This is a genomic window from Streptomyces sp. NPDC003248, from assembly GCF_055563235.1.
This window is the reverse complement of the sequence record NZ_JBVHDT010000011.1, coordinates 211,528-236,338: the sequence shown is the minus strand read 5'-3', so window position 1 is coordinate 236,338 and position 24,811 is coordinate 211,528. Positions and strand designations below refer to the sequence as shown.

At 71.2% G+C, this 24,811-nt stretch carries 21 protein-coding genes and 3 pseudogenes; 17 read left to right on the top strand and 7 right to left on the bottom strand.

The genetic code is table 11. The annotated features are described in order from the left end of the window. The first annotated feature begins 1,775 nt into the window (after nt 1–1,775). Both ACZ3KJ_RS25175 and ACZ3KJ_RS25170 read left to right on the top strand, forming a co-directional pair. A complete protein-coding gene (locus ACZ3KJ_RS25175; protein WP_467530223.1) occupies nt 1,776–2,249 on the top strand; it encodes a carboxymuconolactone decarboxylase family protein in 474 nt (157 codons plus the stop codon). A gap of 39 nt (nt 2,250–2,288) precedes the next feature. Next, the gene (locus ACZ3KJ_RS25170; protein ID WP_467530307.1) at nt 2,289–2,753 is read left to right on the top strand and encodes a fumarylacetoacetate hydrolase family protein; all 465 of its coding nucleotides are present in this window, start codon (nt 2,289–2,291) and stop codon (nt 2,751–2,753) included. A gap of 45 nt (nt 2,754–2,798) precedes the next feature. Here ACZ3KJ_RS25170 and ACZ3KJ_RS25165 read toward each other — a convergent pair whose 3' ends face one another. The 3 genes from ACZ3KJ_RS25165 to ACZ3KJ_RS25155 form a co-directional block, all read right to left on the bottom strand. Continuing rightward, nucleotides 2,799–2,981 (bottom strand): hypothetical protein, encoded by a 183-nt coding sequence (locus tag ACZ3KJ_RS25165; RefSeq protein ID WP_467530222.1) that lies wholly within the window; start codon nt 2,979–2,981, stop codon nt 2,799–2,801. Nucleotides 2,982–3,114: 133 nt separating this feature from the next. Further along, nucleotides 3,115–3,294, bottom strand: coding sequence for a hypothetical protein (locus ACZ3KJ_RS25160; RefSeq protein WP_467530220.1), 180 nt, complete (start codon nt 3,292–3,294; stop codon nt 3,115–3,117). A gap of 311 nt (nt 3,295–3,605) precedes the next feature. Then, complete coding sequence (locus tag ACZ3KJ_RS25155) at nt 3,606–4,118, bottom strand: PadR family transcriptional regulator (protein ID WP_467530219.1); 513 nt, start codon at nt 4,116–4,118, stop codon at nt 3,606–3,608. Between the two features lie 54 nt (nt 4,119–4,172). Here ACZ3KJ_RS25155 and ACZ3KJ_RS25150 point away from each other — a divergent pair, with 54 nt between their 5' ends. Continuing rightward, complete coding sequence (locus ACZ3KJ_RS25150; protein ID WP_467530218.1) at nt 4,173–4,832, top strand: cysteine hydrolase family protein; 660 nt, start codon at nt 4,173–4,175, stop codon at nt 4,830–4,832. 1,356 nt (nt 4,833–6,188) lie between these two features. Continuing rightward, nucleotides 6,189–6,749, top strand: a pseudogene (locus ACZ3KJ_RS25145) (aldo/keto reductase); the annotation flags it as partial. Between the two features lie 198 nt (nt 6,750–6,947). Here ACZ3KJ_RS25145 and ACZ3KJ_RS25140 read toward each other — a convergent pair. The 3 genes from ACZ3KJ_RS25140 to ACZ3KJ_RS25130 all read right to left on the bottom strand — a co-directional run bounded on the left by ACZ3KJ_RS25140 (nt 6,948) and on the right by ACZ3KJ_RS25130 (nt 9,479). Continuing rightward, on the bottom strand, nt 6,948–7,571 hold the full coding sequence (locus ACZ3KJ_RS25140; RefSeq protein WP_467530216.1) for a hemerythrin domain-containing protein: 624 nt from the start codon (nt 7,569–7,571) through the stop codon (nt 6,948–6,950). Between the two features lie 106 nt (nt 7,572–7,677). Beyond that, entirely contained in the window at nt 7,678–8,268 is a 591-nt protein-coding gene (locus tag ACZ3KJ_RS25135) for a hemerythrin domain-containing protein (RefSeq protein ID WP_467530215.1), read from the bottom strand. Nucleotides 8,269–8,279: 11 nt separating this feature from the next. Then, nucleotides 8,280–9,479, bottom strand: a complete 1,200-nt coding sequence (locus tag ACZ3KJ_RS25130) for a hypothetical protein (RefSeq protein ID WP_467530213.1) — start codon at nt 9,477–9,479, stop codon at nt 8,280–8,282. Between the two features lie 273 nt (nt 9,480–9,752). Here ACZ3KJ_RS25130 and ACZ3KJ_RS25125 point away from each other — a divergent pair, with 273 nt between their 5' ends. Then, nucleotides 9,753–10,481 carry a YqjF family protein gene (locus tag ACZ3KJ_RS25125; protein ID WP_467530211.1) on the top strand — a complete coding sequence of 243 codons (729 nt, stop codon included), beginning with the start codon at nt 9,753–9,755 and terminating at the stop codon, nt 10,479–10,481. Between the two features lie 42 nt (nt 10,482–10,523). Further along, nucleotides 10,524–11,162, top strand: coding sequence for a hypothetical protein (locus ACZ3KJ_RS25120; protein WP_467530210.1), 639 nt, complete (start codon nt 10,524–10,526; stop codon nt 11,160–11,162). 494 nt (nt 11,163–11,656) lie between these two features. Here the strand turns inward: ACZ3KJ_RS25120 and ACZ3KJ_RS25115 are convergent, their stop codons facing one another. Then, the gene (locus ACZ3KJ_RS25115; RefSeq protein ID WP_467530208.1) at nt 11,657–12,190 is read right to left on the bottom strand and encodes a hypothetical protein; all 534 of its coding nucleotides are present in this window, start codon (nt 12,188–12,190) and stop codon (nt 11,657–11,659) included. Between the two features lie 180 nt (nt 12,191–12,370). Here ACZ3KJ_RS25115 and ACZ3KJ_RS25110 point away from each other — a divergent pair, with 180 nt between their 5' ends. From ACZ3KJ_RS25110 to ACZ3KJ_RS25060, 11 genes and pseudogenes are all read left to right on the top strand, one after another. Next, nucleotides 12,371–12,862, top strand: coding sequence for a DUF2243 domain-containing protein (locus ACZ3KJ_RS25110; protein WP_467530207.1), 492 nt, complete (start codon nt 12,371–12,373; stop codon nt 12,860–12,862). After that, complete coding sequence (locus ACZ3KJ_RS25105) at nt 12,859–13,689, top strand: cytochrome c oxidase assembly protein (RefSeq protein WP_467530205.1); 831 nt, start codon at nt 12,859–12,861, stop codon at nt 13,687–13,689. Before ACZ3KJ_RS25110 ends, ACZ3KJ_RS25105 begins: the two co-directional genes overlap by 4 nt. Before the next feature lie 407 nt (nt 13,690–14,096). Then, complete coding sequence (locus tag ACZ3KJ_RS25100) at nt 14,097–15,506, top strand: cytochrome ubiquinol oxidase subunit I (protein ID WP_467530204.1); 1,410 nt, start codon at nt 14,097–14,099, stop codon at nt 15,504–15,506. Between the two features lie 47 nt (nt 15,507–15,553). Next, on the top strand, nt 15,554–16,564 hold the full coding sequence (locus tag ACZ3KJ_RS25095) for a cytochrome d ubiquinol oxidase subunit II (RefSeq protein ID WP_467530306.1): 1,011 nt from the start codon (nt 15,554–15,556) through the stop codon (nt 16,562–16,564). Further along, a pseudogene (locus ACZ3KJ_RS25090) lies at nt 16,561–16,788 on the top strand (hypothetical protein); the annotation flags it as partial. The gene ACZ3KJ_RS25095 and the pseudogene ACZ3KJ_RS25090, both read left to right, overlap by 4 nt. Nucleotides 16,789–16,989: 201 nt before the next feature. After that, a pseudogene (locus ACZ3KJ_RS25085) lies at nt 16,990–18,365 on the top strand (AAA family ATPase); the annotation flags it as partial. A gap of 476 nt (nt 18,366–18,841) precedes the next feature. Then, complete coding sequence (locus ACZ3KJ_RS25080; RefSeq protein WP_467530202.1) at nt 18,842–19,378, top strand: phosphate-starvation-inducible PsiE family protein; 537 nt, start codon at nt 18,842–18,844, stop codon at nt 19,376–19,378. Between the two features lie 511 nt (nt 19,379–19,889). After that, nucleotides 19,890–21,017, top strand: coding sequence for a hypothetical protein (locus ACZ3KJ_RS25075; RefSeq protein WP_467530201.1), 1,128 nt, complete (start codon nt 19,890–19,892; stop codon nt 21,015–21,017). Nucleotides 21,018–21,310: 293 nt separating this feature from the next. Further along, nucleotides 21,311–22,486 carry a glutathione-independent formaldehyde dehydrogenase gene (locus tag ACZ3KJ_RS25070; protein WP_467530199.1) on the top strand — a complete coding sequence of 392 codons (1,176 nt, stop codon included), beginning with the start codon at nt 21,311–21,313 and terminating at the stop codon, nt 22,484–22,486. Nucleotides 22,487–22,626: 140 nt separating this feature from the next. After that, complete coding sequence (locus ACZ3KJ_RS25065) at nt 22,627–23,565, top strand: SRPBCC family protein (RefSeq protein WP_467530198.1); 939 nt, start codon at nt 22,627–22,629, stop codon at nt 23,563–23,565. Continuing rightward, the gene (locus ACZ3KJ_RS25060; protein ID WP_467530197.1) at nt 23,562–24,734 is read left to right on the top strand and encodes a zinc-dependent alcohol dehydrogenase; all 1,173 of its coding nucleotides are present in this window, start codon (nt 23,562–23,564) and stop codon (nt 24,732–24,734) included. The genes ACZ3KJ_RS25065 and ACZ3KJ_RS25060 overlap by 4 nt, the downstream gene beginning before the upstream one ends. Nucleotides 24,735–24,811: the final 77 nt, after the last annotated feature.

Here is a 24,811-nt window from a genome sequence, read left to right as displayed (position 1 = left end):
CGCGGAGCTGGGTGCTCCGCACGAGGAGATGATCCGCCTGGTAGCCGCGCTGACTGGGCCGCCAGCCGGAACTACGCGAACTCTGCGACACCAACACGCTGCGCCGCCGCCCGGTCATCGGCCTGGATACCGCCCGCGCTCTGTGGAAGCGTCCTGGCGATTTTCTGCACGAGGCACTCGACTGGGCCGCGGAAACCTGCGGCGATCACCCGGACCTGCTCAAGCGCTTCGACACGGTCGCTATCACCTCCTTGACCGTCGCTCTGGCCACACCGTGCCGGGCAGCCAGGGAGCGGGGCAGCCTGTCGTCCGAGCGGTGGTCGTAGCGGATAGCTTCGAACAGTTCTGTGCCTGGCTGGGTAACTGATCGAAGGGGTGGGCGAACCCGGGGATCTGGCCGAGGTCCTCCCTGTGGTCGTGCATGCGCTCTGGAGCGGTTCCCTGTCGGCTCCGCTGGATGCCCCGCTGCACGAGCGGGTGACCGTGCCCCCCGCCCGCTCCGGACGGCAGCAGGTGTGAGCGGCGCGATGCTTGGCTACGCATCTCGCAGCGGGAGTCGTTCCGAGGCCTCAGCGGATGTCGCTTGAGTGCGGCAACCACGAACCACGACGAGACCGGATGCCACCCGGAGAGGCAAAGTCGCCTGCGGCAATGCCAAGGTGACTCCCGCCCCCAGTGTCATTGGTCTTGGACGGCGTCCACCGGTGACTCCCGCTTCCGCCTCGGAACGACATCGGTGAAGACCGACACAGCCACCCGCCTCCTGGACGGCGACTGGCACCAGGCAAGGACCTGCTGCAGGAAGCGACCGCCCGCGCCCGGAAACACTTCACCACCGACGACCACGACCACGGCCACGACCCCGTCGCCATCCGCCCCTGGCTGTTCACCGTGGTACGCAACCTGGTCATCGACGACCACCGCGCCCGCACCATCCGCCCGCCCGAGGCCTGCGCCACCGACTACATCAACCTGCCGGTGCACGACGCCGTCGACCGCATCCTCACGTCTCAGACCGTCCTGGAGGCCCTCGACCGGCTCACCACCCAGCAACGAGAAACGCCGGGCTCGGCTTCACCCTCTCCCCCGACGGCATCGGCATCCCCACCCGGCCGGGTTCATCTGCCACGGCCCGCTCAAGGGCTGCAAGTTCTCCGTGAAGCCGCTGCGCACCGGCGTCCAGATGCAGCCGATGCCCACCCCGTAGCCGACAGTTGGTCGTTCACGGGATCCTTCCCGTCCCAGCGCGCTGAACCGGGCCCCACACCCCTGCAGAGACCGCGCCTCAGTCGGCACGATTGCGGGTCGAACTACCGTTTGGGCCGTGGCGTCCGGAACGAGGCCTCCGGACCCGAACGGCCTGATGCCCGCTCCCAGCTCGAGCCCGCCCTCGCAGCGGGGACAGCGAAGCCCAGGAGGCGGCGTAGCCGTGGCGGACACCCCGCCCGAGCCGCCGCCCATCACCGTGGTCCTCCCCGACGGCCAGGAGGTCATCGGACGTCTCCACGAACGCCGGCAGACGCCCGCCGGAGCCCGTGTGGTCCCGGTACGCAGGCCGGAGAACACGTCGTGGACCCTTCACCCCGCAGTCGACGAAAACCACACTTCGGGAAGGGCCAGGCCGGCCGCGACCAGGAGACGGGACGGCGACTCGGCCTGTGACATGTCCGCAACCGGCCCGTGAGGAGACGTGGGTCACACCTCCCCGTGTCACAGGGACGCGGGCCGTCTCGCCTCGGGGAGTGAAAACACCGACGAGCACGGAGGAGCACACGATGGACACGCGACTCGACTACTTCGCCAGCCCGACCGCCGGCAAGACCCTCAAATACTTCCTGACGGCAGGCCGGGAGCTCAAAGAATCACCCCTGTCGTCCACCACGCAGGAACCCGTGGCATTGCGGGTGAGCCAGATCAACGGCTGCGCCGTCTGCCTCGACATGCACACCAAGGAGGCTGCCGCCGCGGGCGAGGCGTCGGTGCGGCTGAACCTGGTCTCGGCGTGGCGGGAGGCCACGGTCTTCACCGAGGCCGAGCGTGCCGCGCTGGAGCTGGCGGAGCAGGGGACCCGGGTTGCGGACGCGGCCGACGGCGTCAGCGACGAGGTGTGGGCACGGGCCGCCGAGCACTACGACGAGGAACAGCTCACCGCGCTGGTGATCCTGATCTCGTTCATGAACACGGTGAACCGGCTGAACGTCATCACCCGGCAGCCGGCCGGGGACTACGAGGTGGGGCAGTTCCACTGAACCACCGCCGGCCCCGGCCGCCGCTTCGCCGGGGAACGGATCGGCGCCCCCATCGCCCGGCCCCACCAGATCCTCGGCATCGGCGCCAACTACCGCACCCCCGGCACCGACGCCCCCGTCCCCGCCGACCCGCTCGTCTTCTCCAAGACACCCAACTCCCTCTGCGGCCCGTACGACCCCGTCCTCATCCCCCGGTGCTCGCTCCACACCGACTGGGAGGTGGAACTGGGCGTCGTCGCCGGCACGCGCAGCCACTACCTCGCCGACGACGCCGCCACCGCCGCCATCGCCGGAAACTCCTCGTCAACGACCTCAGCGAGCGGACGTTCCACAAGGAACGCGGCGGACAGTGACTCAAGGGCAAATCCGCGCCCACCTTCAACCCGTGCGGCGGGCGCGGGCAAAGACCTCGACACGCCCCGCTACCTCTCTCCCGGTGACACGCTCACCTCCGGCAGCGACGGACTGGGCAGCCAGCACCAAGCGGTCATGGCCGCGTCCTGACCGCTCCGGCCGTTCCGAACGCCGGGCCGGCAGCCATGCCTCGTCTCAGTCGTTCACGGCATCGACAAGTGCCTTGGTGACGTCCTCGGTGCAGGCCGTCCCTTCGGCGTCGCGGGTGAGGGCGCCGGCCCCGGTGACGGTCCGATCACCGCGTTCGGCCCGCTGCTGTTCGTTCTGGTCACCACCGCCAGCGTGCAGGCCCCCCACCTCCGGGATGCCTCCGATCAAACGGGCATCCCGAAAGCACCGGCGACTGCGGAAGATCCGGGTCGACGGTGGCCATCGGCAACACCTGCTCGAACGGGCCGACCGGCCGAGCATCGACCTGCCCCCCGGCCGTGGCTTCAGACGTTCGAGGTCGTCACCGCCCGGGGCCGCAGCACACGAACTGGCCCGAGTGCTCGGCATGCACGGTGAACACATCTCCCACCTCCAGCCGGCACCAGGCACCCTCATCGCGGAGCATGGCCCGGACCAGCTCCAGCGCGACCGGAAGGGAGACCTCGGCCCCGTCGTGGTAGCCGGTGAAGTCGGGCGGCAAAACCCGCCGAGGCCATGCCTCTCGTTGGTTTCTCTTCCAGCAGCGTATCCAGGAACTCACGGGCCTCACCCAGGCCCTCTTCGTCGGCCGGGAGGGGATGCGGCAGGGGCAGCACAGTCGATATCCCTCCTTGACCGTCGCTCTGGCCACACCGTGCCGGGCAGCCAGGGAGCGGGGCAGCCCGTCGCCCGCGCGGTGGTCGCGACGGATCGCTTCGAACGGTTCTGTGCCTGGCCCGGCCGCCGGCACAGTTTTTCGGGGAGAAGAGGCGTCCGGGTGCAGAACGGGCGAGGGGTCTGCGGGTGCGGTGTTCAGGCCAACACTTCCCGAAGCCAGGCCCTTTCGGCGCGGCTGGTGGCGCGGGCGATGGTGAGCATGCCGCGCCGGTAGGGGTCGTCGGTGTCGTCGGCGCCCAGTCGGCGGTCACCGGCGTGGAAGAAGCTTGCGGGCTGTTCCAGGAAATCCAGTCGCCGACGCAGTACCACGTGCTGGTCAGCGGTGTCGGGCAGGTGGGACAGGAAGGCCAAGACCGTGAAGTATCGGGTGCTGTCGCTGATGTCCAGACCGTTGGCATCCCGCAGTCGGCGCAGCAGCTCGCAGTGGCCGGCGTCGGTCAGGATCAGGGTGTGCCGCCGAGCGGCCGAGGAGCCCGGTTCGGTCCGCCGGTCGAGCATCCCGGCACTGACCAGCCGGTTGATCGCCGGGTAGAGGCTGCCGTCGCTGACCGGCCGGGCGTGGCCGGACAAGTGCTCTATCCGGTGGCGCAGTTGATAGCCGTGCAGCGGTCCCTCGGCCAGGAATCCCAGGATCGCGAGTTCGAGCATGCTGCTACTCTCGCACATCGAAGCGAGGTACCTCGAATCGAGGCAGGAGCGGGAATGGCGTACACCGAGGAATGGGTGACCACACGGGCGCGCAACGCTTACGAGCGTGGCCGGGCGTCGTTCGACGTACAGCCCGAACGGGCGGCGCTGCTGGTGATCGACATGCAGGACGAATTCGTCCGGCCCGGCTGGAGCCCCTACTGGGTGCCCGCGGCCACCCGGATGGCGCCCCGGTTGCACCAACTGGTCGAAGAATGCCGGACGGCCTCTGTCCCGGTGCTGTGGACCGTCTTCGACGACACCCATCTCGGACTGGACCGGCCGCACGCCTTGCGGTTCCTCCCGCATGCCGACACCGACTGGCGCCGACCGGGCCCTGCCGAGGTGTGGGCCCCGATGGGCCGCCGCCCCGACGAGGCCGTCATCCGCAAGCCGTCCTACGGGGCGTTCTACGACACCCCGCTCGACACGATGCTGCGCAACCTGGACCGCGACACGGTCATCGTCACGGGCACGCTCACCAACTACTGCTGCGGCACCACAGCTCGGCAGGCATACGAACGCGGCTACCGGGTCGTCTTCGGATCCGACGTCACGGCCACCGACGACGAGTCCCGGCAGGAACCTGAACTCGCAGTCCTGCGCAAGGGTTTCGCCCTCGTGCTGACCGCCGACGAGATCACCGCCCGGCTGTCCACGACCACCCCGGCATGAGAGAACGAGTGGCGGGCGGACGTTGCCTGCCGCGGCACCAGCGGCAGGCCGTCCAGCGGCCGCCGACGCACCCGGCCCGGGTGTCGGGGGCGGAGTGCGGGGGGCCGCCGGTGCACAGGGGCTGACGGCAGAAGAACCCGCTCCTGCCGCACACCATGCACAGAAGCAGCGCGTGCGCTCCCCCGGCCAGACAGGTGAAGCAGGCATCCACACGGGGCACGGTGAACGCCACCGGCCGGATCCCGCAGCCGGGACACACCGCAGGCCGGCCCAAGCACCGGGCGAGTTCCTTCACCCGCTCCCCCTCTCCGCGGGCCGCCGGCCCCCAGGCGCGCCCCGCCTCACCCCCGCCGCCGGGCCCGGACACACCATCCGAAACATGACACTGCATCACCCGCTCCTCTCGATCCGACGCCGCGGGCGGGCGACGGACGGATGCACGGCAAGGCGGCGGCCAGGCCGCACCACCCCCAGGCGCCGGGACCGCCCCCACGCCAGGCCGGACCCGGAACCGGGCCCCCGCCACTCCGAGAGCCCGGCCGCGCCCGGGGCCGGAGCAGGGACGGGCACCGGAGAACGCGCCCGCGCCACACCGGAGGAGCCGGAGCCCCGCACCAGGCCGGGGCAGGGCCGCGCCAGGCCGGGGCAGGAAGCCGGGGCCGCCGGGCGATCCGCGCGGGGACCCGTCAGGGCACAGCGCCCGGCACAGCAGCGCGCCGGCGGCGTGAGGTGACGGGCCCGGCTCGCACCGGCGGCAGCGACGGCCGCACACCCCCCTGTGACCGTGCTCCCGCACCACTTCGGCAGCAAGGAGAAAACTGCTGATGGCGGTGCTCCAGGCACGCGAGGAGCGCAACCACCTCAAGGCCCACGGGGCGCGGCGCGGTGCCGCACGACGACGTCCGCGAGCAGTTCCGCGCCGTCCCGGCGCCGACCGCGCACAACCTCACCGAACCGGGCCTCATCGAACTCTTCGCCAGGCTCTCGGCGGAGGCGACCGACGCCGCCCACCGGCCCACGCGTGCTTCACCACCCGCTGCGAAGGAGCCTCCCGCGCCCTGGCCGCGGGCCTGCGCGGAGCGCTCGCCGCCGGCCGGCTCAGGCCCGGGACGGATCCCGGCCAGGTGGCACGTGAGATCCTCGCCGTCTCCGACGGCCTCCAGGTGCAGCGGGCCCTGCCCCAAGGCGGCCTCGGCTTCGTCGCCGACTGCCGCACCCACCCCGACCGGCTGGCGCGATCCTGACCACGGACGGCCGCGGACGCCTACCGGGCGATGGCCGACCGCCAGGTCCTCAAGGCCCTCATCCGGCCCCTGACCAACCGCCTCCACCCGCACAGCGAAGGACATCCCGCTCATGCAGACCGTCACCCGCGACAACGGCGTCGAGATGCCGCTCCTCGGCTTCGGCGTCTACCGGATCCCCGCCGGGGATGAGGCCCGCGCCATCAAGTCCAGCGGCATCCCGCGCGAGGAACTGTTCGTCACCACCAAGCTGTGGGTCAAGGGCGCTCCCGCCCAGGACAACACCCGCCGCGCGTTCGAGACTCCCTGGCCAAGCTGGGCCTGGACCACCTCGGCCTGTACCTGATGCACCAGCCCTTCGGCGACGTGTACGGCCAGTGGCGCGCCATGGAAGCCCTCAACCGCGAGGGCGCGGCGAAGGCGATCGCCGTCGCCACCTTCTCCCCCGACCGCCTGATCGACCTGATCCTCAAGAACGAGACCACCCCGCAGGTCAACCAGATCGAGACCCACCCCTTCTTCCAGCGCGTCGACCACCAGGACCTATGCGCGACCACGGGTGCGGAACCAGTCCTGGGACGGCTTCGCCGAAGGGAAGAACGACCTGTTCAGCAACCCGCTGCTCGCCGAGATCGGCGAGGCATACGGAAGGTCCGTCGCCCAGGTGCGGTGGCCCGTACCGCTGCCCAGGCGGCGCGCCGATCCGCCGCAGCTGCCGGTGGCCCTGTGGTGGCGGGCGGGAGGGAAGGGCGGATCCGGACGCTGTCGCCGAGGAGCTGTACGGGCTGCCGCTGGGCGACTTCACCGCAGCCCGGGACGTTGTGGGCCAAGGCCGCCCGTAGCACCAGAGAGCGGGAGCTGGCCAACCGGGTCAGCTGTCAGGGCTGGACGCCCCGCCGCCTCCCCGGTCCGAGCGCGTGCCACCGAGCGTGTCCCGTACGCGGTCGTAGAGACTCAGCGGCACGCCCAGCAGGGCGTTGCCCGGTGGGCGGCGGGGGACGACCGGGTGGGGATGCGTGGGGGCGGTGCGGCGTACTGTTTCCCAGAGGGAGCCGAGGCGCCGCAGCCGGGCTGTGCCCACCGCGTCCTGCAACCGTGGGAGCAGGAGGTCCTCCTCGTCTCTGATGTCCTGCCGGATCAGCGCGAAGGCCCGCTCCACCTTGTCCTCGCGTTCCGGATCGCCGACGGACAGCCGTTCGATGTCGGCCACGAGATCGTTGATCTGCTGGTGTTCCTCCTCGACCCGGGCGGTCAGCTCCTCTCCGTCCGGGACGGAGCGCCGTACGGCGGGCCACAGCACGGTCTCCTCCGCGAAGGCGTGGCTGAAGACCAGCTGGACGACGTTCTTCAACGCCCTCTCCCGTTCCTGGCCGGCGCTGCGCCGGTACAGCTCCATCAGACGGTCGATCTCCGCGTGATCACGGCGCTGTCGCGCCAGCACACTGCTCTGACCGCCCAGTTCCTGGAGCGTCTGATCCTTGAGGGACTTCGGCATCGCTTCTCCCGGCCCGGCTGGACGACCTCGATGACGTCGGCCCGGGGGCGCACCGCACGAGGACGGTGCACCCCCAGGCGTGGATGCTGCGCTGTGCCGGCCTGTGTCAGCCGTTGCCCATGGCCTTGCGGACGGCGTCCTTGGTGCGGTCCATCAGGGCGGCCACCGGCCCGAGGGCCACGTTGGCCGCGCCGGACTCGACCCCGGGGTGGGGCCGGGTCGGAGCCACGGCCTCGGCGGCCTTGACCGCCTTGGCCATGGCGGCGAGGTTCGTCAGGTCGGTGCTGCGGCGGATGTGGGAGAACTCGTAGCGTTCCTCCGCCCGCGCGTGCTCCTGCACGTCCGTGCGCAGCTGCCTCAGCAGTGGCATGAACTGCGGATCGTCGGTGTCCATCCGGTCCAGGGCCGTCAGCGTCTCCTTGGCGGCCTTCTCCTCGGCAAGACGGTCCTCGACGACCTGCCGGCCGCCGTCCACCGCCCGCCGCACGAACGGGTGCACGACCTCCTCCTCGGCGGTCTCGTGCACGGCCAGCAGGCGGACGAGATGGCGGAACGCCTCGCGGCGCTCCTCGCCCTCGCGCTGCTCGACCTCGTCGAAGAGGTTGCGGATGTCCCCGTGCTGGCGCATCAGCAGTGCCACCACGTCCGTGTCCGCGGCTTGGTCGTCCCCGGCCTGCGGGGTGCGCAACTCGGACATACCCGATCCCCTCACTTCTCGCGCATCGCGGGGTCGGGGTGCTCGCCCTCGGACTCGACGCGGTACTCACGGCCGAACATCTCGCCGTGCTCCGCCATGACCTGCTCGCTGGGCGGTTCCTCCCCGCCGTGGATCCGCTCCTGCATCTTCTCGAACCGCTCGTGCGCCTCGCGCACATAGCCGGCGCCGAGCGTGGTCAGGTCCATCTGGGTGTCCAGCAGCTCCCGCAGGTACTGCTTGTTCGGCTCGAAGGTGAGCACGTTCGGCAACTCCGGCGCCAGCACCTCCTGCGGCTCGCGCCCGTCGTGGCGGCGCATGAGGTCGCAGGCGGTGTGCAGGTGCTCCAGCTCCATGTTCAGGTGCAGCTCCCAGATCGCCTTGACCCTGGGGTCGCTCTCCTGCTCCATGAAGGAGTAGTAGAGGTAGCACTCGTTGTACTCGTGGTTGACGAGCTGCTCCCACCAGGTCTCGCCCGGGTCGACGAGGGACTCGTAGTGGGTGACGTGCTCCTCCTCGATGAGCCCGATCTCCTGGTAGAGCCGGCGGGCGATCGGCTCCATGTAGGTGGGGCCGGTGTTCATGTAGAAGTTCATGGTCTGCTGCTCCGCCGACATGATCGTCAGCGCGTGCAGTTTCGACAGCGGGTCCGTCCCGTCCTTGGCATAGGGGTCGCGGACGTTGTCGACCGGGTCGCGGTGGTGGAACTTCGTCGGCCGGCCGGGCATGACCTCGGTGAGGTTGTCGACGATCGACTCCGCCTTGCGGTGCTCGATCATCTCGTACAGATTGGCGTACCGGTACAGGTGGTCGAAGTCCTCCAGCACGCCGAACTGGTACGCCTGCTTCAGGTACGGGTCCGGCTCCATCCGCGCCACCCACGCCGTCAGGTCCACCGCGACCTGCTCATAGGCGATGGTGGTCTCCAGCACGGAGGACACGCCGGGCAGCAGCCAGTTCACGACCTTCTGCTGCTGCGCCTCGATGTAGCGGGTCCGGGCGAGCTGCCGCTTCACCTCCGGGTCGACGGTGTTGCGGGCGAGCTGGTGGCTGAAGAGGATCGCCTCCACCTCGATGCCGTTCATCGTGATGATGCGGCAGCGGGTGTACGGATCGCAGCGGTCGGGGTCGATGGGCTGCACGTTCAGCTCGCGCCAGTTGCGCAGTTGGCGGTCCAGCGGGATGCCCCGCTGTTCCAGGGGGTTGAAGGTCATGGAAGGCACTCCTTGTGGCAGGACGGGCGGGCGCAGTACCCCCGACGCCGTACTGCATGTCGGGTACCAGGGCACCGCGACCAGGTTTCAGCCATCCGGAGACCGCGGCCACCGCACGCGCCGGGACGGCCGCAGATGTCCGCCGTTCGGACGCGAGGCCGCACGCCGATCGGTCTGGCGGGCACCGGAGCGAGCACCCTCGCGAGCACGGGTCCGCAGGCCCCGTGCTCGCACGCTGCGTTTCCACCGGTCGGGCGAGGGGACTCGCGGTGCGTGGTGGCCTACGGGGCGGAACAGCGGGTGCGGCTGCCGGTGCTGCGGGCGGGCTGGCTGACGCAGACGTTCGTCCACTGGTCGTTCCCGGTGGAGGCGGTCCAGGCGCTGATGCCCGAGCCCCTGGTCGTGGACGAGTACGAGGGCGTGGCCTGGGTGGGGCTCACGCCGTTCGTGATGGCGGACGTACGCCTGCCCGGCGTACCGGCCGGGGTGACCGGGCTGCCCACGTTCCCGGAGACCAACTTGAGGACTTACGTGCGCCACCCCAGCGGCCGGGACGGGCTGTGGTTCTTCTCCCTGGAGGTCGCCTGCCCGCTGATGCTGGCGGCGCGCGGGATCGGCGCGCCGTACCGTCCCGGCGCCCTCGACGTCACCAGGCGGGGGGATGCCCTCGTCTACTCCGGGCGCAGAGGGGCGGGCGGAGCCTCCTACCGTCTGGTCGTGCGCCCCGGCGTCCCCATCGAGCGGCCGACGGAGCGGGACGTGTGGCTGACGTCGCGCTGGCGGGCGTACACGCGTCGGCTCGGCATGCTCTGGCAGACGCCCGTGGAGCACGAACCGTGGCCGCTGGCCAGTGCCGGCGTCGACGTGCTGGAGGAGACGCTCACTGCCTCGGCGGGTCTTCCGGCCCCCACCGGCGATCCGGTCGTGCACTTCTCAGAAGGTGTCAGGCATGTGCGGCTGGGGGCCTCGCTGCCCTGCCCGCCGACGGCCACCGCTACCTGAGAGCGGGGCCCGGTGCGGGTCCGCCTCGGAGGGACGGAGCCGATGAATCGAGGTGACATGTCGGCCGCGCGCCGCCGCAGGCTGCGCTTCGAGGGCTGGATCGCGGGCATCGGCACCTCCTGCGGAACCCGCGTCGTGCTCGGACACTGGCAGCGGTCACCGTTCGGCGCGTTCAGCGACGTGATGCTGGAGCGGGCCGACGGTGAGCGGCTGCTGCTGGCCCCGACCCGGGAGACGGCGGACTTCATCGGCGCCACGTACGTCTTCGACACCGTGCGCGTCGTGCCGGTGCGCGTCGGCGTCGCGGCCCACACGTGGACCGTGACGGCGGGCTCACTCGAGGTGCGCTTCGTCACCGGACGGCGCGGGCCTCTGGGCCTGCTGTTGTGCGCCGTGCCCGGCGCGCTCGCCCGCCGTCCGGCGTGGAGCGCGTTCACGGACCGGCCGGCCCGGTTGCTGCTGCCCGGAGTGCGGACCCGGGGCAGTGCGCGTGCGGGCCGCCGTGAGTGGTACGGCGCCCGGGACCTGCGGCCGATCCGCGTCGTGTCCGCGTTCTTCGAAGGCGTCGATCTGGGGGTGACGGCCCCCGTCGAACCTCCCGTCCGCTTCGGCTTCGGTTCGGTGCCGAGGAAACCCGCGCTCACCCGGGTGACGACGACGGTGGCCCTCGGCCCCGAGTGAGGGGTACGACCCGGCATACCCGGCGGGCCATGGTCGCGAAGGGCGGCGCCGTGGACTGGCTGGACGACAGCGCGGGAATCCAAGGGCATCGTGGTCGCGCACGGCGCATCCGATGTCGTCGGCGGGCCGCGGCCGCTGGTCCGTCTGCGCAGCTTCGAGTGGGTCTTCGGGCGGAAGACCGACGGCTGGCGGCAGATGGCGACGGGCGGCACTGCTGGTCTCCGCGGGGCTCTCCCAGCTCGCGGCGCCATCAAACCCACAGGGCCGGGCCCATGCCCGGCGCATCGGCGTGGGCACCGCGCTGACCCTGCTGGCCGTCGATCTGGTCTACGTGCCCAAGGGACGGATCCGCCTGACGTACCTCTACGACGCCGTCATGCAGATGGGCTGGATCGCCGTTTGGCTGCGCAGCACCCGGCCTACAGGCGAAAGAGCGGGCGGGGTGCGTCGCCCGCGCTCCGATCGGCGGCGCGAGGTCCGCCCGGCCTGGGCGGTCACCGCGTGTGGGCGTCACCGCGGGGCAGCGGGCCGATGTCGCTGCGGCGGCCGTCGCGCAGTGCGGCGTGGGCCTGTCCGGGGCCGGGTCCGCCCCGGGCGGCGAGCGCGTCGGCGACGGCGCCGGTGGTGAAGGCGTAGACGGCCTTGTGCAGGACGTCGACGACGAGTTCCGCGCGCGGCCACGTGGTCGGAGGTGCCCCCACGCCGGTCGCGTTCTCCAGGATCTGGTCGTTGGTGAGGCGGACGACGGTGAACTCGGCGGAGGCGAGCGGCCCGCGCAGGCCGACCTGGGCCATGAGCGAGCGCAGGACGCCGAGCAGGGCGGCCTGGCCGAAGTGCATGGCCCAGTTGGCCGGCAGCGGCTGTGCGCCCGGGCGCTCGGGCCGCCCGGTCAGGCGTTGGAGGACCCGCGCGGGTACATGGGAGTCGGGCCGGCCGGTGACGGCCTGCTCGATCTTCTCGCCGAGGGTCATCACGACGCCCCCGACGGTGCCGGCGACCAGCCCCTGCCTCAGCGCACGTCCGATCATGCGCAGCCGGGTACCCGGCGGTGGCTCCCTTCACGCGCGCCCGGTCGCAGACCCCGCGTCGCGTCGTCGGACAGACGGCTCACCCGCCCGCCGCGCTCGGGCAGGTCCACAGCGGCCGGCGGGTAGGCGTAGCCGACGACCCGACGAGGTTCCCCAGCGATCAGGAAGGCACAGCCAGCCATGAGCGAGCCGGTCCGCCCCTCCCCTGCCCCGCAGGCGCCCGTCGAACGTGCGAGGTCGACGGTCGTGTGCGCGCTGATCGGGGCGGCGGTGATGGCGGCGCTCGACGAGATCGTCTTCCATCAGCTGCTGGGCTGGCACCACTTCTACGACCGGTCCACCACCGGTGTCGGCCTGCTGTCCGACGGGCTGCTGCACACGGCCGAGTTGCTCGGGCTCGTCGCCGGGTTCTTCCTCTACGCCGACCTGCGCCGCCGCCGGGCGCGGGCCCCGGCCCACGCATGGGCCGGGTTCTTCCTCGGGCTGGGGGTGTTCCAGTTGTTCGACGGGATCGTGGACCACAAGCTGCTGCGCGTGCACCAGATCCGCTACGGCGTGGACGTCACCCCGTACGACTGGGCGTGGAACCTCGCCGGCCTCGCCCTGCTGCTCGTCGGAGTGGTCCTCGTCCTGCGTGCGGTCCGCCGCGACAGGGCCGGTACGGCGGCGTGAGGCTCGCGCATGTCCACCCGGACGCGGCCATCGGTCCCGGTGCGGCCGGGCTGTGCATGGTGGCGGGGCTGCTGGTGGCCGCCGCCTACGGGGCGGGAGCAGCGCGGCTGCGGCGCCGGGGAGACGCCTGGCCCCGCGGGCGGGACGCGTCCTTCGCCGCGGGCGTCCTCGCCCTTGCCTGGGCGACGGCGGGACCGACGCCGCGAGGCTCCTTCAGCGGGCATATGGCCGAGCACCTCCTCGCCGGCATGGCCGGCCCCTTTCTGATCTGCCTGGCCCGGCCCCTCACCCTGGCCCTGCGCGCGCTTCCCGCCGGCCCGGCCCGCCGGGGCCTGCTCGCCCTCGCGCACTCCCGGCCCGTGAGGTGCCTCGTCTTCCCGCCGCTGGCGGCGCTGCTGGACGTCGGCGGCCTGTGGCTGCAGTACCGCACCCGGCTGTTCACCGCCACGCAGCACAGCTGCTTCCTGCACGCCCTGGTCCACGTGCATGTGGTGGCCGCCGGGCTGCTGTTCGCCTTCGCCGTGTGCCAGCTCGATCCGCTGCGCCGCCGCTGGAGCCCCGCCGTCCGCGGAGGCACGCTGCTCGCCGCCGGTGCCGCACACGCCGTCCTCGCCAGGACCCTCTACAGCTCACCGCCGCCCGGCACCGCCTTCACCGTCGGCGACCTGCACAGCGCCGCCCGCCTGATGTACTACGGCGGCGACGCGGCCGAAGTGGCCCTGGCCTCGGTACTCGGTATCGGTTGGTACACCGCCCGTGAGCGTCGGGACGGGCGCGTCGCCGCGGCGCGGCGTCCACCGGCGCTCCCTCCCCGGTCCGGAACCTGATCGAGCTCCCAGGCGCCGCATCGGCCGGCCTCGGCCTGGGCGGGAGGCGGTGGTGGCTCGGTCAGCCGTTCCGGCGGTCCGCGTCGCCCGCGCTGCCCGGCAGCGGGCGGTGGCCGGGGTGGACACCGTCGGAGTACCGCCGTTGGGTGCGCCGGCGGTCAGGCCTTCGTCCTCGGCGCCTTCGCCGGAGCCGACAAGCTCCCCAGGAGAAGAAAGACGGCTGCGGTCGTCCGGCCGGATCCCCGACGGCGCGCCCAGCACGTCAGCGCCGCGCGGCTGCGTTCTCCCTGCGGGCTCCCGCGTCCACGAGAACGCTGCTGCGTGCGTCTCGGCGCCTGTGATGCCTTCGGGTTGCTTCTTCGGCGGACACCGGTTCCCACCGCCCGAACCGGGTACCAACCGGTGTCATGAAGCACACTCTGCTCACCGATCCGTGGGTGCTTGCCGGATACGCGGCCGACCATGTGTCGGAGGGCGATCTCGCGGCGGCGCGTGCACAGATGGGTTTCTCCCTCGCCTGGCACATCGTCGTGGCCTGTCTGGGGGTCGGACTCCCGGCGCTGACCCTGCTCGCCGAGTGGTACGGCATCCGCACCGGCAACCCGGCGGTCCGTCTGCTGGCCCGCCGGTGGGCACGCGCCATGGGCGTGCTCTTCGCCGTCGGCGCCGTGTCCGGCACGATCCTCAGTTTCGAGATGGGGCTGCTGTGGCCCGGCCTGATGGGAACGTTCGGCCAGGTGATCGGACTTCCCTTCGCGCTGGAAGGCATCGCCTTCTTCCTCGAGGCGATCTTCCTCGGTATCTACCTGTACGCCTGGGACCGGCTGCCGCCCCGCCGCCATCTGCTGACCGGCCTCCCCATTGTGATCGCGGGCACCGCGTCGGCGTTCTTCGTCGTGTGCGCGAACGCCTGGATGAACCAGCCGCGCGGCTTCACCCTGCGCGACGGCAAGGTCGTCGACGTCGATCCATGGGCGGCGATGCTGAACCCGGCCAGCCCGCCCCAGACCGTGCACATGATCCTGGCCGCCTTCATGGTCGCGTCGTTCCTGACCGCCTCCGTGTACGCCGTGGCCATGCTGCGCGGGCGCCGCGACACCTACCACCGAGTGGGGTTCTTCATCCCGTTCACGCTGGGCGCGATCGTGACCCCGTTCCAGATCGTCGTGGGCGACTGGGCGGCACGCTTCCTCGCCGACTACCAGCCGGCCAAGCTCGCGGCCGTCGAGGGCGTCTACCGCACCGGCTCGCACGTCCCGCTGACGATCGGCGGCATCTGGGACGGCAACGGGCTCAAGTACGGCCTGGAGATCCCCAACGGGCTGTCGCTGCTGGTCGGTTACCGCCCGGACACCGTCGTGCAGGGCCTGGACCGGGTACCGCCCTCCCAGCGACCGCCGGTCACGGGCGTGCACTGGGCGTTCGACCTCATGGTCGCCGTCGGCTTCTTCCTGCTCGCCCTGGGTCTGTGGCTGCTGTGGGCGTGGTGGCGCCGGCGCCGCACCGGCGGCGCGCTGTCCACCCCCCGCCTCTTCCTGGCGTCGGCCGCGATCGGCGGCCCGGCCGCGGTGATGGCCCTCGAGTGCGGCTGGACCGTCACGGAGCTGGGCCGGCAGCCCTGGATCGTCTGGGGCGTGATGAGCGTGCGCGACGCCGTCAACCCCGCACCGGGCCTGGCGGTGGGACTGTGGCTGGTGCTCGGGGTGTACGCCGCCATGACGGTCGCGACCGTCTACGTCCTGCGACGCCTCGCCCGCGGCACCCCTGTGCCACGGGCACCGCAGGAGGAGGACGTCACCGGCTATCCCGTCGTCTGACGCTCCCTTGACCCGTAAACGCCCGTTCCAAGACCTTGGAGGTGACCGTGCTCGCTGACGCGGCGCTCGCCGTGATGTGGGTGGGTCTGACCTGCTACGCCCTCTTCGGAGGAGCCGACTTCGGCGCCGGGGTCTGGGACCTGCTGGCCGGCGGCGCCGGGCGGGGCCGGGCCCGGCGCGCTCTCATCGAGCACAGTATCGCGCCGGTCTGGGAGGCCAACCATGTGTGGCTGATCTTCGTGGTCGTGATGCTGTGGTCGGCCTTCCCGCCCGTGTTCGCCGCCGTCATGTCCACCCTGTACATCCCCTTGACCCTGGCCGCGTTGGGCATCATCGCCCGGGGCGCCGCCTTCGCCTTCCGCAAAGCGAGTACCGAACTGTGGCAGCAGCGGCTGTTCGGCGCGTGCTTCGCACTGTCCTCGCTGCTGACGCCGTTCTTCCTCGGCACGGTGGCGGGCGGTGTCGCCTCCGGCCGTGTGCCGCCAGGGCTCGCCGAAGGTGACGTGGTCACCAGCTGGCTCAACCCGACCTCGCTGCTGGGCGGGGTGCTGGCCGTGGTGACCTGCGCGCACCTGGCGGCGGTGTACCTGTGCGCCGACGCGAACCGCGAGGGCCGGCCGGAGCTGGCCGCGGCGTTCACCCGCGACGCGGTGACAAGCGGCCTGGTCGCGGGGGTCGTGGCCCTCGCGGGCATCGCGGTGCTGCACGCGGACGCCCCCGAACTGTTCCACGGACTGACCCACCGCGCACTGCCACTGGTGATCACCAGCGCGGTGGCCGGTCTGGGCGGCCTCGGCCTGCTGGCCCGGCAGCGTTTCGTGGCTGCCCGCGCCGCCGCGGCACTGGCAGTCGCCGCGATCCTGTGGGCCTGGGGCGCGGCGCAGTACCCGGCCCTGCTGGTCGGGAGCACCACGGTGACGGCGGCCGCGGCGAACGCCTCGGTGCTGTCGGCGGTCCTCGTGGCGCTGGGCGTGGGGGCGGTCCTGCTCGTCCCGTCGCTGTGGCTGCTGTACGCCACCTTCCAACGAGGATCCGCAGACCAGCAGTCCTCCCGGTGAACCAGCACGGCCCGCGCCGACACCGCCCCCGGCAGCAGCTGGAGCCCGCCGCCGACGACGGGCTGCGCGCGTACGCGGCACGGACCCGCGAGAGCGCCGACCAGCTCGCCGCCGTCCTGGAGGACATCGCCGCCAACGGCCTGCCCGCCGTGGACGACTGCACGCCGTGGGAGGAACTGCGCGAGACCCACCTCGCCCGGCTCGCCGCCCAGCGACCGGCCGTGACCGACTCGATGACCTGCCGCAACGGCTTGAACAGGGAGGCTCCGGGCCGCTCCGGCTCGCCTCTGCGGGCCGGGCGCGGCAGCCGGATGTCCTGCACGGCCAGCAAGCCCGGAACCGGCCGCGATGCGACGAGCGACTGAGGGCTGCCCCTCTGGAAGACCGCCCGGGTTCGGTGACTCCTTGCCCCCGTACGAGCGCGCCTCGCAGCGGTCGCCGGCCGGGCGGCCGAGGACGGGTCCGATCTCGACACCGTGCACCTGCTGTGGGCCGCCCCGCAGGTGCCGGCCGGCCGGCAGCTGCTGGAGCAGGCAGGCGCGGATCCGGACCAGCTGGCTGCGGACCTGCGGGAGAACCTTCCCACCGGTACCGGAACCGGCGACCCCGGGCTCACGCCGGCGGTGAAGCGCGCTCTGCTTGCCGCCCACGCCCATTCCCAGGCGACCGGTGCCTCGTACATCGGTCCGGAGCACATCCTCGCCGCGTGCTGGACGATTCCAGCCTCGCACGCACGCTGGGACGCGAGGGAGTGTCCTCCGGTTTGCTGAGTGGCGGCGAAGCCGGCCGGAAGGCGGCGTCGGGCGAGCACAGCGACACCCCGACCTTGGACGCGTACGGCCGGGACCTCACCGACGAGGCCCGCAGCGGGCGTCTCGACCCGGTGATCGGCCGGGCCGAGGAGATCGAGCAGACCGTGGAGGTCCTCTCCCGGCGCACCAAGAACAACCCCGTACTCATCGGCGATCCCGGCGTCGGCAAGACCGCGATCGTCGAAGGACTGGCGCAGCGGATCGTCGGCGAGGAGGTCCCGAAGGCACTGCGCAACCGCCGCGTCGTGAGCCTCGACATGGCCGGTCTGGTCGCCGGATCCAAGTAACGCGGGGAGTTCGAGGTGCGGCTGAAGAAGGTGATCGACGAGGTCACGGATGCCAAGAGCGGCATCATCGTGTTCATCGACGAGCTGCACACGGTCGTCGGCGCGGGCGGAGGCGGCGAAGGGGCCATGGACGCCGGCAACATTCTCAAGCCCAGGAGAAGCACACCGTCTCACGGCTCGTCGGCTCCACGCCCGGGTACGTCGGTTACGAGGAGGCCGGGCAGCTCACCGAGGCGGTGCGCCTCAAGCTGTACAGCGTCGTGCTGTTCGACGAGGTCGAGAAGGCCCACCCGGACGTCTTCAACCTCTTGCTGCAGGTCCTGGACGACAGCCGGCTGACCGACGCCCAGGGGCGCACGATCGACTTCCGGCACACCGTGGTCATCATGACCAGCGACATCGCCTCCAAGCGCATCCTGGACCACCAGGGGGCGGTCGAGGACATCAGGGATGACCTGATGGCCGAACTGCAGGCGCACTTCCGGCCCGAGTCAACCGCATCGCCCCCGGCCGCTGCGCCGCACCATCCAGACGGAGCTCGACAACCGCCTTTCGAACATGCTGCTCAGCGGCTCGGTCCATCCGGGCGACACCGTCATCGCCGATGTCAAGGACGGCGAGCTGGCACTGACCCTCGCTCCGACGGCCGTCTCGGGCGGCGCGGACCAGCCGGGACCGGACACGGCAAGTTCGGCGGAGTAGCCCATCTGAACGGGATTTCTTCCATCATGAGGCGGGGGTGGACAGCGCCGCCACGATAGAAGGCGCGGCTCGGCAGGTCGGTGAGGAAGACGCCGATGTCCCAGTCGCCGTCCTCCTGACGGGTGCCGACGACTTCAGCCACGTCGGACACGTCGACCTGCTCGTCCGCCACCAGGGGCGCTGGCACGGTGTCCGCCTGGCAGCGGATGCCCCTGGCGATGGGGCGGCGCGGTTCCTCCGGTAGGCGGGGGCGAGCCAGGCCGTCTCGGAGGGCAGGCCCGGGTCGGCGACGAGGACGGACCGCAGGTTTCTGGCGTTCGCGTCCGCGCGTCGGGCTACCTCGTCACCCTTGTCCTGCCGCGGGTGGGCCTGGACGATGTCGCGCCTCGCCGCGCCGGGCTGCCACCACGGGGAGGGATCCGCTCGTCCACCCGTTCGCCCAGCACGCCGCGCCCGCAGGCCGGGGCACCCCTAGCATGCTGACTGTGCGACCCATTCTCCCGAAGATCGAGGGCGGCCGGGTACAGGGCCTCCTGCAGCTCATCGAGGATGGCATCCACCTCGTCGTCGCGGCGCTCCTCGTACTGCTCGCGGGGATCCTGACCGTCGGGGTCGTCCATGACGTCATCCGGTCGATCCAGGGGCCGTACCGCGAGGAGACGGTCGTCCTCTCCGCCCTGGACAGCAGCCTGGTGCTGTTCATCGTGGCCGAGCTGCTCCACACCGTCCGCCTCACCATCAGGAACCGGACCCTCGACGCGGAGCCGTTCCTCGTCGTCGGCCTGATCGCCGGCATCCGCAAGGTGCTCATCGTGACGGCCGAGGCGGAGAAATCCTTCCGGTGGAATGTCCAGGGGATCGAACTGCTCATCCTCGCGGGGCTGATCCTCGTGATGGCGACAGCGGTGTACGTGTGGCGGCGCTCCACGCGGCCGGGAGACTACTTCCCGCTCCAGGAGCCGCGGCGCTCCCCGCCGCCGGAGCCCTCACCCACCCCGGTGCGCGCGTCATGATCCGTCACGTGGCCGCCCGCACCCGCTGCTCCTCGCGACCGGCCCCGACGTCCCGTCCCAGGGGTGTGCGGCTCACGGCCATGCGCGGGGTCCGCCGAGGCCCGCCTCCGCAGTTCCGCCCCGTGCCGCACCACCGGGCTCCGGTCGCGGCGGCAGCGCCCTCCCAACGCGGCACTGCGGTCGCTGTCCATGCTCGGTCTGATCCGCGTCGCCTACCGGCTGAGGGGAACGGCCCCCGGCGTTCAGGCAGCGTGCCGGAGTCCGGCAACGCCGACGGGGTGGCCGTGGCGCGGCCGTGCGGTGCGGGCGGGGTGGCGCCGGAGCGGGTGTTCGCGGTGGTGCACGCGATCGTGGCCGGTGGTGGGAACAGGCCCTGTACCGGAGGACGAGAGATCCGGCCGTACCGCCCGCATGCGCTGGCGGGGGCCTGCGTGTCACGCGGCGTCGACGTTACTCGAGGGCACCTGTGGGCACTTGCGATCGCGGGGCCGCCGAAGAGAAGGGTCGAGACATGCGGGTGTCGTCTCAGGGCGTTACGGTCGTGGCTCTCCTGGCGGATCCGGACGTACCGACGGAGATCGCGCAGCATATGGCCCGGGTGCTCCCTGATCGGCTCGCCGGCAAGTCAGGACAGGGGCGGCGGTTCGACGTCGAGGTGGTCAGCGAGCCCTTCACCGCAGGGACCGAGGACCTGTCCACGTTGACGCGCCGGATCATGGACCGCGGGCGTGCGGAACGTTGGGACATCGTCGTGGCCCTCACCGACCTTCCACTGCACTCACACGGGCGCAAGCTCGTGGTGGATCTGAGTCACGAACACGGCTTGGCGCTGCTGTCCCTTCCGTCGCTGGGGGGCCTGCGTTTCGAGAGAAGGGCCCTGCGGGCGGTGGAAGAGGCCGTTCTCAGCTTGGCGAGTCCGCGAGCCGCTGGGGCCGAAGAGCCACCGCGGCGTCAGTCGCTGGGGCATTTCGCCGGTCGTCTTGCGCCGATTCACCCGGGCCCGATCGATGAGGAGGAGACCGCTGATCTCCGGTACGTCGTCAGCGGGCCGCGCGGCTACCTGAGACTGCTCTTCGGCATGGTCCGCGCCAACCGGCCGTGGCGGTTGGTGCCGGGTCTGTCGAAAGCCCTGGCGGCGGCACTCGCCACGGGAGCGGTCGCCACCGTCAACTCGACCATCTGGAGCCTGTCCGAGGCCCTGAGCACGCCACGCCTCGTGATCGCCATGGTCGGGTCCGTCACGCTCATGATCGGCTGGCTGATCGTGGACGCGCACCTGTGGCATCGACCGGACGAGGTTTCGCCGGAGGCGAGGAAGAGGGCGGCTCTGTACAACGCGTCCACGGTCGTGACCGTGGGTATCGGGGTGATCGTCTGCTACGTGGGCTTGCTGGTCATCAACTCGGTGTGGGCGTTCTTCATCCTCAACGACAAAGTCTTCGCCTCGATGACACGGACCCCGCTGCACCCCACGGAGTACTGGACGCTGTCCTGGTTCGTCGCTTCGGTCGCCACGGTGGGCGGCGCGCTGGGATCGGGCCTGGAGAGCGACGAGGCGATCCGGGCAGCCGCCTACTCCAAGCGCGAACAGGAGCGTCGCCGCATGCTGGACGACCACGGTGACCAGTTGGTGACCTGAGTCGGAGAGGCGTCTTCGGCTGGTGGCCGGCCGAGTGTGAAGAAGGGGCTGATCGATCGGCACATGGTTGTTTCGCGTCGGAGGCCGACGGGGACCCGCACGGTGAGCCGTCGGATCGCCGAGGCTCCGCCTGGCGGGCCGGCGGCAGAACCACCGTTCCACCTGATCCGGGCGAACGGCCCGCAGAGGCGTGCCGCAGCAGACCCCGTCGTAGCAACTTCCGAGAGTCGGGCCTTTGCGCCGTCTCATCATCATCGTGCCGCGGTCGTGCCGCGGCACCGAGGGAAGTCATCATGAAGGCAGCGGTATACGAAGGACCGCGAACGGTCACGGTGAAGGACGTGCCGGACGCGAAGATCGAACACCCCTGCGACATCATCGTCAAGATCACCACCACCAACATCTGCGGTTCGGACCTGCACATGTACGAGGGCCGCACCTCCTTCGAGTCCGGGCGCACCCTGGGACACGAGAACATGGGCCAGGTGGTGGAGGTCGGCTCGGCCGTCCGCAAGGTCCAGGTCGGCGAGTACGTGGTCCTGCCCTTCAACATCGCCTGCGGCTTCTGCAAGCAGTGCGAGCAGGGTCTGACCAACTACTGCCTGACCATGCAGCCGGAGCCGGCCCTCGCCGGAGCCGCCTACGGATTCGCCGACATGGGCCCCTACCAGGGCGGCCAGGCGGAGCTGCTGCGCGTGCCCTACGGTGACTTCAACGCGTTGCGGCTGGGCGAGGACGCCGCCGAGCGGCAGACCGACTATGTGATGCTCGCCGACATCTTCCCGACCGGCTACCACGCCACCGAGATGGCCCACGTCAAGCCCGGCGACCAGACGATCGTCTTCGGGGCCGGTCCGGTCGGGCTGATGGCGACCTACTCCGCCCTCCTCAAGGGCGCCGGCCGCGTCTGGACGGCCGACCACCAGCCCGACCGGCTGCGCAAGGCGGAGGAGATCGGGGCCATCCCGATCAACACCGCCGAGCAGGACCCGGCGCAGGTCGCCAAGGAGGCCACCCTCGGTCTGGGCGCCGACAACGGCTGCGAGTGCGTCGGCTACCAGGCGCACGACCCCCAGGGACACGAGGACGCCAGCCTCACGCTCAACGGCCTGATCGAGTCGGTCAGGTTCACGGGCGACATCGGCGTGGTGGGCGTGTTCCTGCCCGAGGACCCCGGCGGCGCCGAGGCCCAGGGGCCGCTGGAGGCGCAGGGCAAGATCCCGATCGACTTCGGCATGATGTGGTTCAAGGGCCAGCACATGGGCACCGGGCAGGCGCCGGTGAAGAAGTACAACCGGGCGCTGCGGGATCTGATCGCCGGCGGCAAGGCGAAGCCGAGCTTCGTCGTCTCCCACGAACTCAGCCTGGACGAGGCCCCCACCGCCTACGAACACTTCGACGCCCGTGACGAGGGCTGGACCAAGGTGGTCCTGCACCCCGACGGACACGGCAACGGCCACAAACAGTAAGGGAGCACAGGGCCGCGGCCCGCCTGTTCCAGCAGGACCGGGCTGGTCCGACGAGCGGCGTCGAACCCCGTCCTCGGCCGGGGCTGGACGGGCCGTCGTCGCCCGTCTTCCGTTCACCTCACCGCACGCGGGGAGCACTCATGAAGACAGACAACAGCTCCACCTCCCGCCTACGGCACGATCCTCTCGTGCGTGGCCTGGGCTGGGCCAGTGCGCTCCTGGGTGTGCCGCAGGTCGTCGCCCCGGCGGGCTTCGCCCGGGCCCTGGGCGTGGACGACACCTTCCGGCACCGCTCGGCCACGACCGCCGTGGGTGTGCGGGAGCTGGCGGCGGCGACCGGGCTGCTGGGACGGCCGCATCCCGTCTGGCTCTGGGGCCGCGTCGGCGGCGACCTCATGGATCTCACGATGCTGACCCGGGCCCTGAGGAACCACAACGGCCGCGGCCTGGGCCGCACCGTTGCCGCGACCGCCGCGGTCACCGCCATCACGGCCACGGACGTCTACGCGGCCGTGACCCGCACCCGTAGGAGCGCCCCCATGGAACTGACCGCGGCCACCACCGTCACCCGATCGCCGGACGAGGTCTACGCCCTCTGGAAAGACCTGAAGCGGCTGCCGGACTTCATGGCGCACCTGGAGGAGGTCCGCGTCACCGGCCCGCACACCAGTCACTGGCGGGCCGGCGCGCCGTTCGGCAAGGCGGTCGAATGGGACGCCGAGACCACGCAGGACGTCCCCGGCCAGTTGATCGCCTGGCGGTCGGTGGACGGTGCCGACATCGACAACTCCGGCGAGGTCCGCTTCGTGCCCGCTCCCGGCGGCCGGGGCACGGAGATCCGGGTGGCCTTGCGCTATGACCTGCCCGGCGGGGCGCTGGGCAAGGCCGCGGCGCGCTACTTCGGCGAGGAACCGCACCAGCAGCTGGACGACGACCTGCGCCGCTTCAAGCAGATCGCGGAGATCGGCGAGGTCGTCCGCTCCGAGGGCGCACCCGGCGGCAAGCGGGCCCGCGGCGAGTTCCCGCAGCACCCGGCCCGACCGCTGACCGAGGACGAACTGAAGGAGGCCCTGGCATGAAGGCGAACTGCTGGACGGGACGCAACTCGGTCGAGGTGCAGGACGTTCCCGATCCGTCGATCCTGAACAGCCGCGACGCCATCGTGAAGATCACGTCCACGGCGATCTGCGGCTCCGACCTCCATCTGCTCGACGGCTACGTCCCCACCATGGAAAAGGGCGACATCCTGGGCCACGAGTTCATGGGAGAGATCGTCGAGGTCGGCCCCGGCGTCAGCGACAAACTCCGCGTCGGCGACCGGGTCGTCGTACCCTTCCCCATCGCGTGCGGCGCCTGCGCGTCCTGCCACGCGGAGCTGTACTCGTGCTGCGAGAACACCAACCCCAACGCCGGCATCTCGGAGAAGTTCTTCGGCCACCCCACCGCCGGCATCTACGGCTACTCCCACCTCACCGGTGGCTTCGCCGGCGGCCAGGCCGAGTACGCCCGCGTGGTGCTCGCCGACGCCAACGTCCTGAAGATCGGGCCGGAGCTCACCGACGAGCAGGTGCTGTTCCTGTCCGACATCCTGCCGACCGGGTACATGGGCGCCGAGATGTGCGACATCCAGGAAGGTGACGTCGTCGCCGTCTGGGGTGCCGGTCCGGTCGGCCAGTTCGCCATGGACAGCGCACGGGTCCTGGGCGCCGAGAAGGTCATCGCGATCGACAAGGAGACCTACCGGCTCGACATGGCCGCCGCCCAGGGCTACACCACCATCGACTTCGAGGACACGGACGTACGGTCGGCACTGCTCGAACTCACCGGCGGCCGGGGCCCCGACAAGTGCATCGACGCGGTCGGCATGGAGGCCACACACGGTGCCTCCCACGTCCACCTCTACGACCGCGCCAAGCAGGCCGTCCGCTCCGAGACCGACCGGCCACACGCCCTGCGCCAGGCCATCCTGTCCTGCCGCAGCGGAGGCGTGGTGTCGGTCATCGGCGTATACGGCGGGATGATCGACAAGTTCCCGGCGGGTGCCTGGATGAACAGGTCCCTGACCCTGCGCACCGGGCAGTGCCACGTGCACAAGTACATGAAACCGCTGCTGGGCCTGATCGAGCAGGGCAAGATCGACCCGACCCGGGTCATCACCCACCGCCTGCCCCTGGCCGAGGCACCGACCGGCTACGACCTGTTCAAGAACAAGAAGGACCGCTGCGAGAAGGTCGTCCTCACACCCTGAGCGGCGCGCCGATGAACTGCAGCACCATGTGTCACTGACGCCGACGAGCCGAGCCGGCCCTGACCGAGCCGGCCCTG

Coding starts and splice junctions, on each gene's coding strand:
- ACZ3KJ_RS25175 (WP_467530223.1), top strand. CDS start 1,776: ATGGACACGCGACTCGACTACTTCGCCAGCCCGACCGCCGGCAAGACC.
- ACZ3KJ_RS25155 (WP_467530219.1), bottom strand. CDS start 4,118: ATGCTCGAACTCGCGATCCTGGGATTCCTGGCCGAGGGACCGCTGCAC.
- ACZ3KJ_RS25150 (WP_467530218.1), top strand. CDS start 4,173: ATGGCGTACACCGAGGAATGGGTGACCACACGGGCGCGCAACGCTTAC.
- ACZ3KJ_RS25140 (WP_467530216.1), bottom strand. CDS start 7,571: ATGCCGAAGTCCCTCAAGGATCAGACGCTCCAGGAACTGGGCGGTCAG.
- ACZ3KJ_RS25135 (WP_467530215.1), bottom strand. CDS start 8,268: ATGTCCGAGTTGCGCACCCCGCAGGCCGGGGACGACCAAGCCGCGGAC.
- ACZ3KJ_RS25130 (WP_467530213.1), bottom strand. CDS start 9,479: ATGACCTTCAACCCCCTGGAACAGCGGGGCATCCCGCTGGACCGCCAA.
- ACZ3KJ_RS25120 (WP_467530210.1), top strand. CDS start 10,524: ATGAATCGAGGTGACATGTCGGCCGCGCGCCGCCGCAGGCTGCGCTTC.
- ACZ3KJ_RS25115 (WP_467530208.1), bottom strand. CDS start 12,190: ATGATCGGACGTGCGCTGAGGCAGGGGCTGGTCGCCGGCACCGTCGGG.
- ACZ3KJ_RS25110 (WP_467530207.1), top strand. CDS start 12,371: ATGAGCGAGCCGGTCCGCCCCTCCCCTGCCCCGCAGGCGCCCGTCGAA.
- ACZ3KJ_RS25100 (WP_467530204.1), top strand. CDS start 14,097: ATGAAGCACACTCTGCTCACCGATCCGTGGGTGCTTGCCGGATACGCG.
- ACZ3KJ_RS25080 (WP_467530202.1), top strand. CDS start 18,842: ATGCTGACTGTGCGACCCATTCTCCCGAAGATCGAGGGCGGCCGGGTA.
- ACZ3KJ_RS25075 (WP_467530201.1), top strand. CDS start 19,890: ATGCGGGTGTCGTCTCAGGGCGTTACGGTCGTGGCTCTCCTGGCGGAT.
- ACZ3KJ_RS25070 (WP_467530199.1), top strand. CDS start 21,311: ATGAAGGCAGCGGTATACGAAGGACCGCGAACGGTCACGGTGAAGGAC.
- ACZ3KJ_RS25065 (WP_467530198.1), top strand. CDS start 22,627: ATGAAGACAGACAACAGCTCCACCTCCCGCCTACGGCACGATCCTCTC.
- ACZ3KJ_RS25060 (WP_467530197.1), top strand. CDS start 23,562: ATGAAGGCGAACTGCTGGACGGGACGCAACTCGGTCGAGGTGCAGGAC.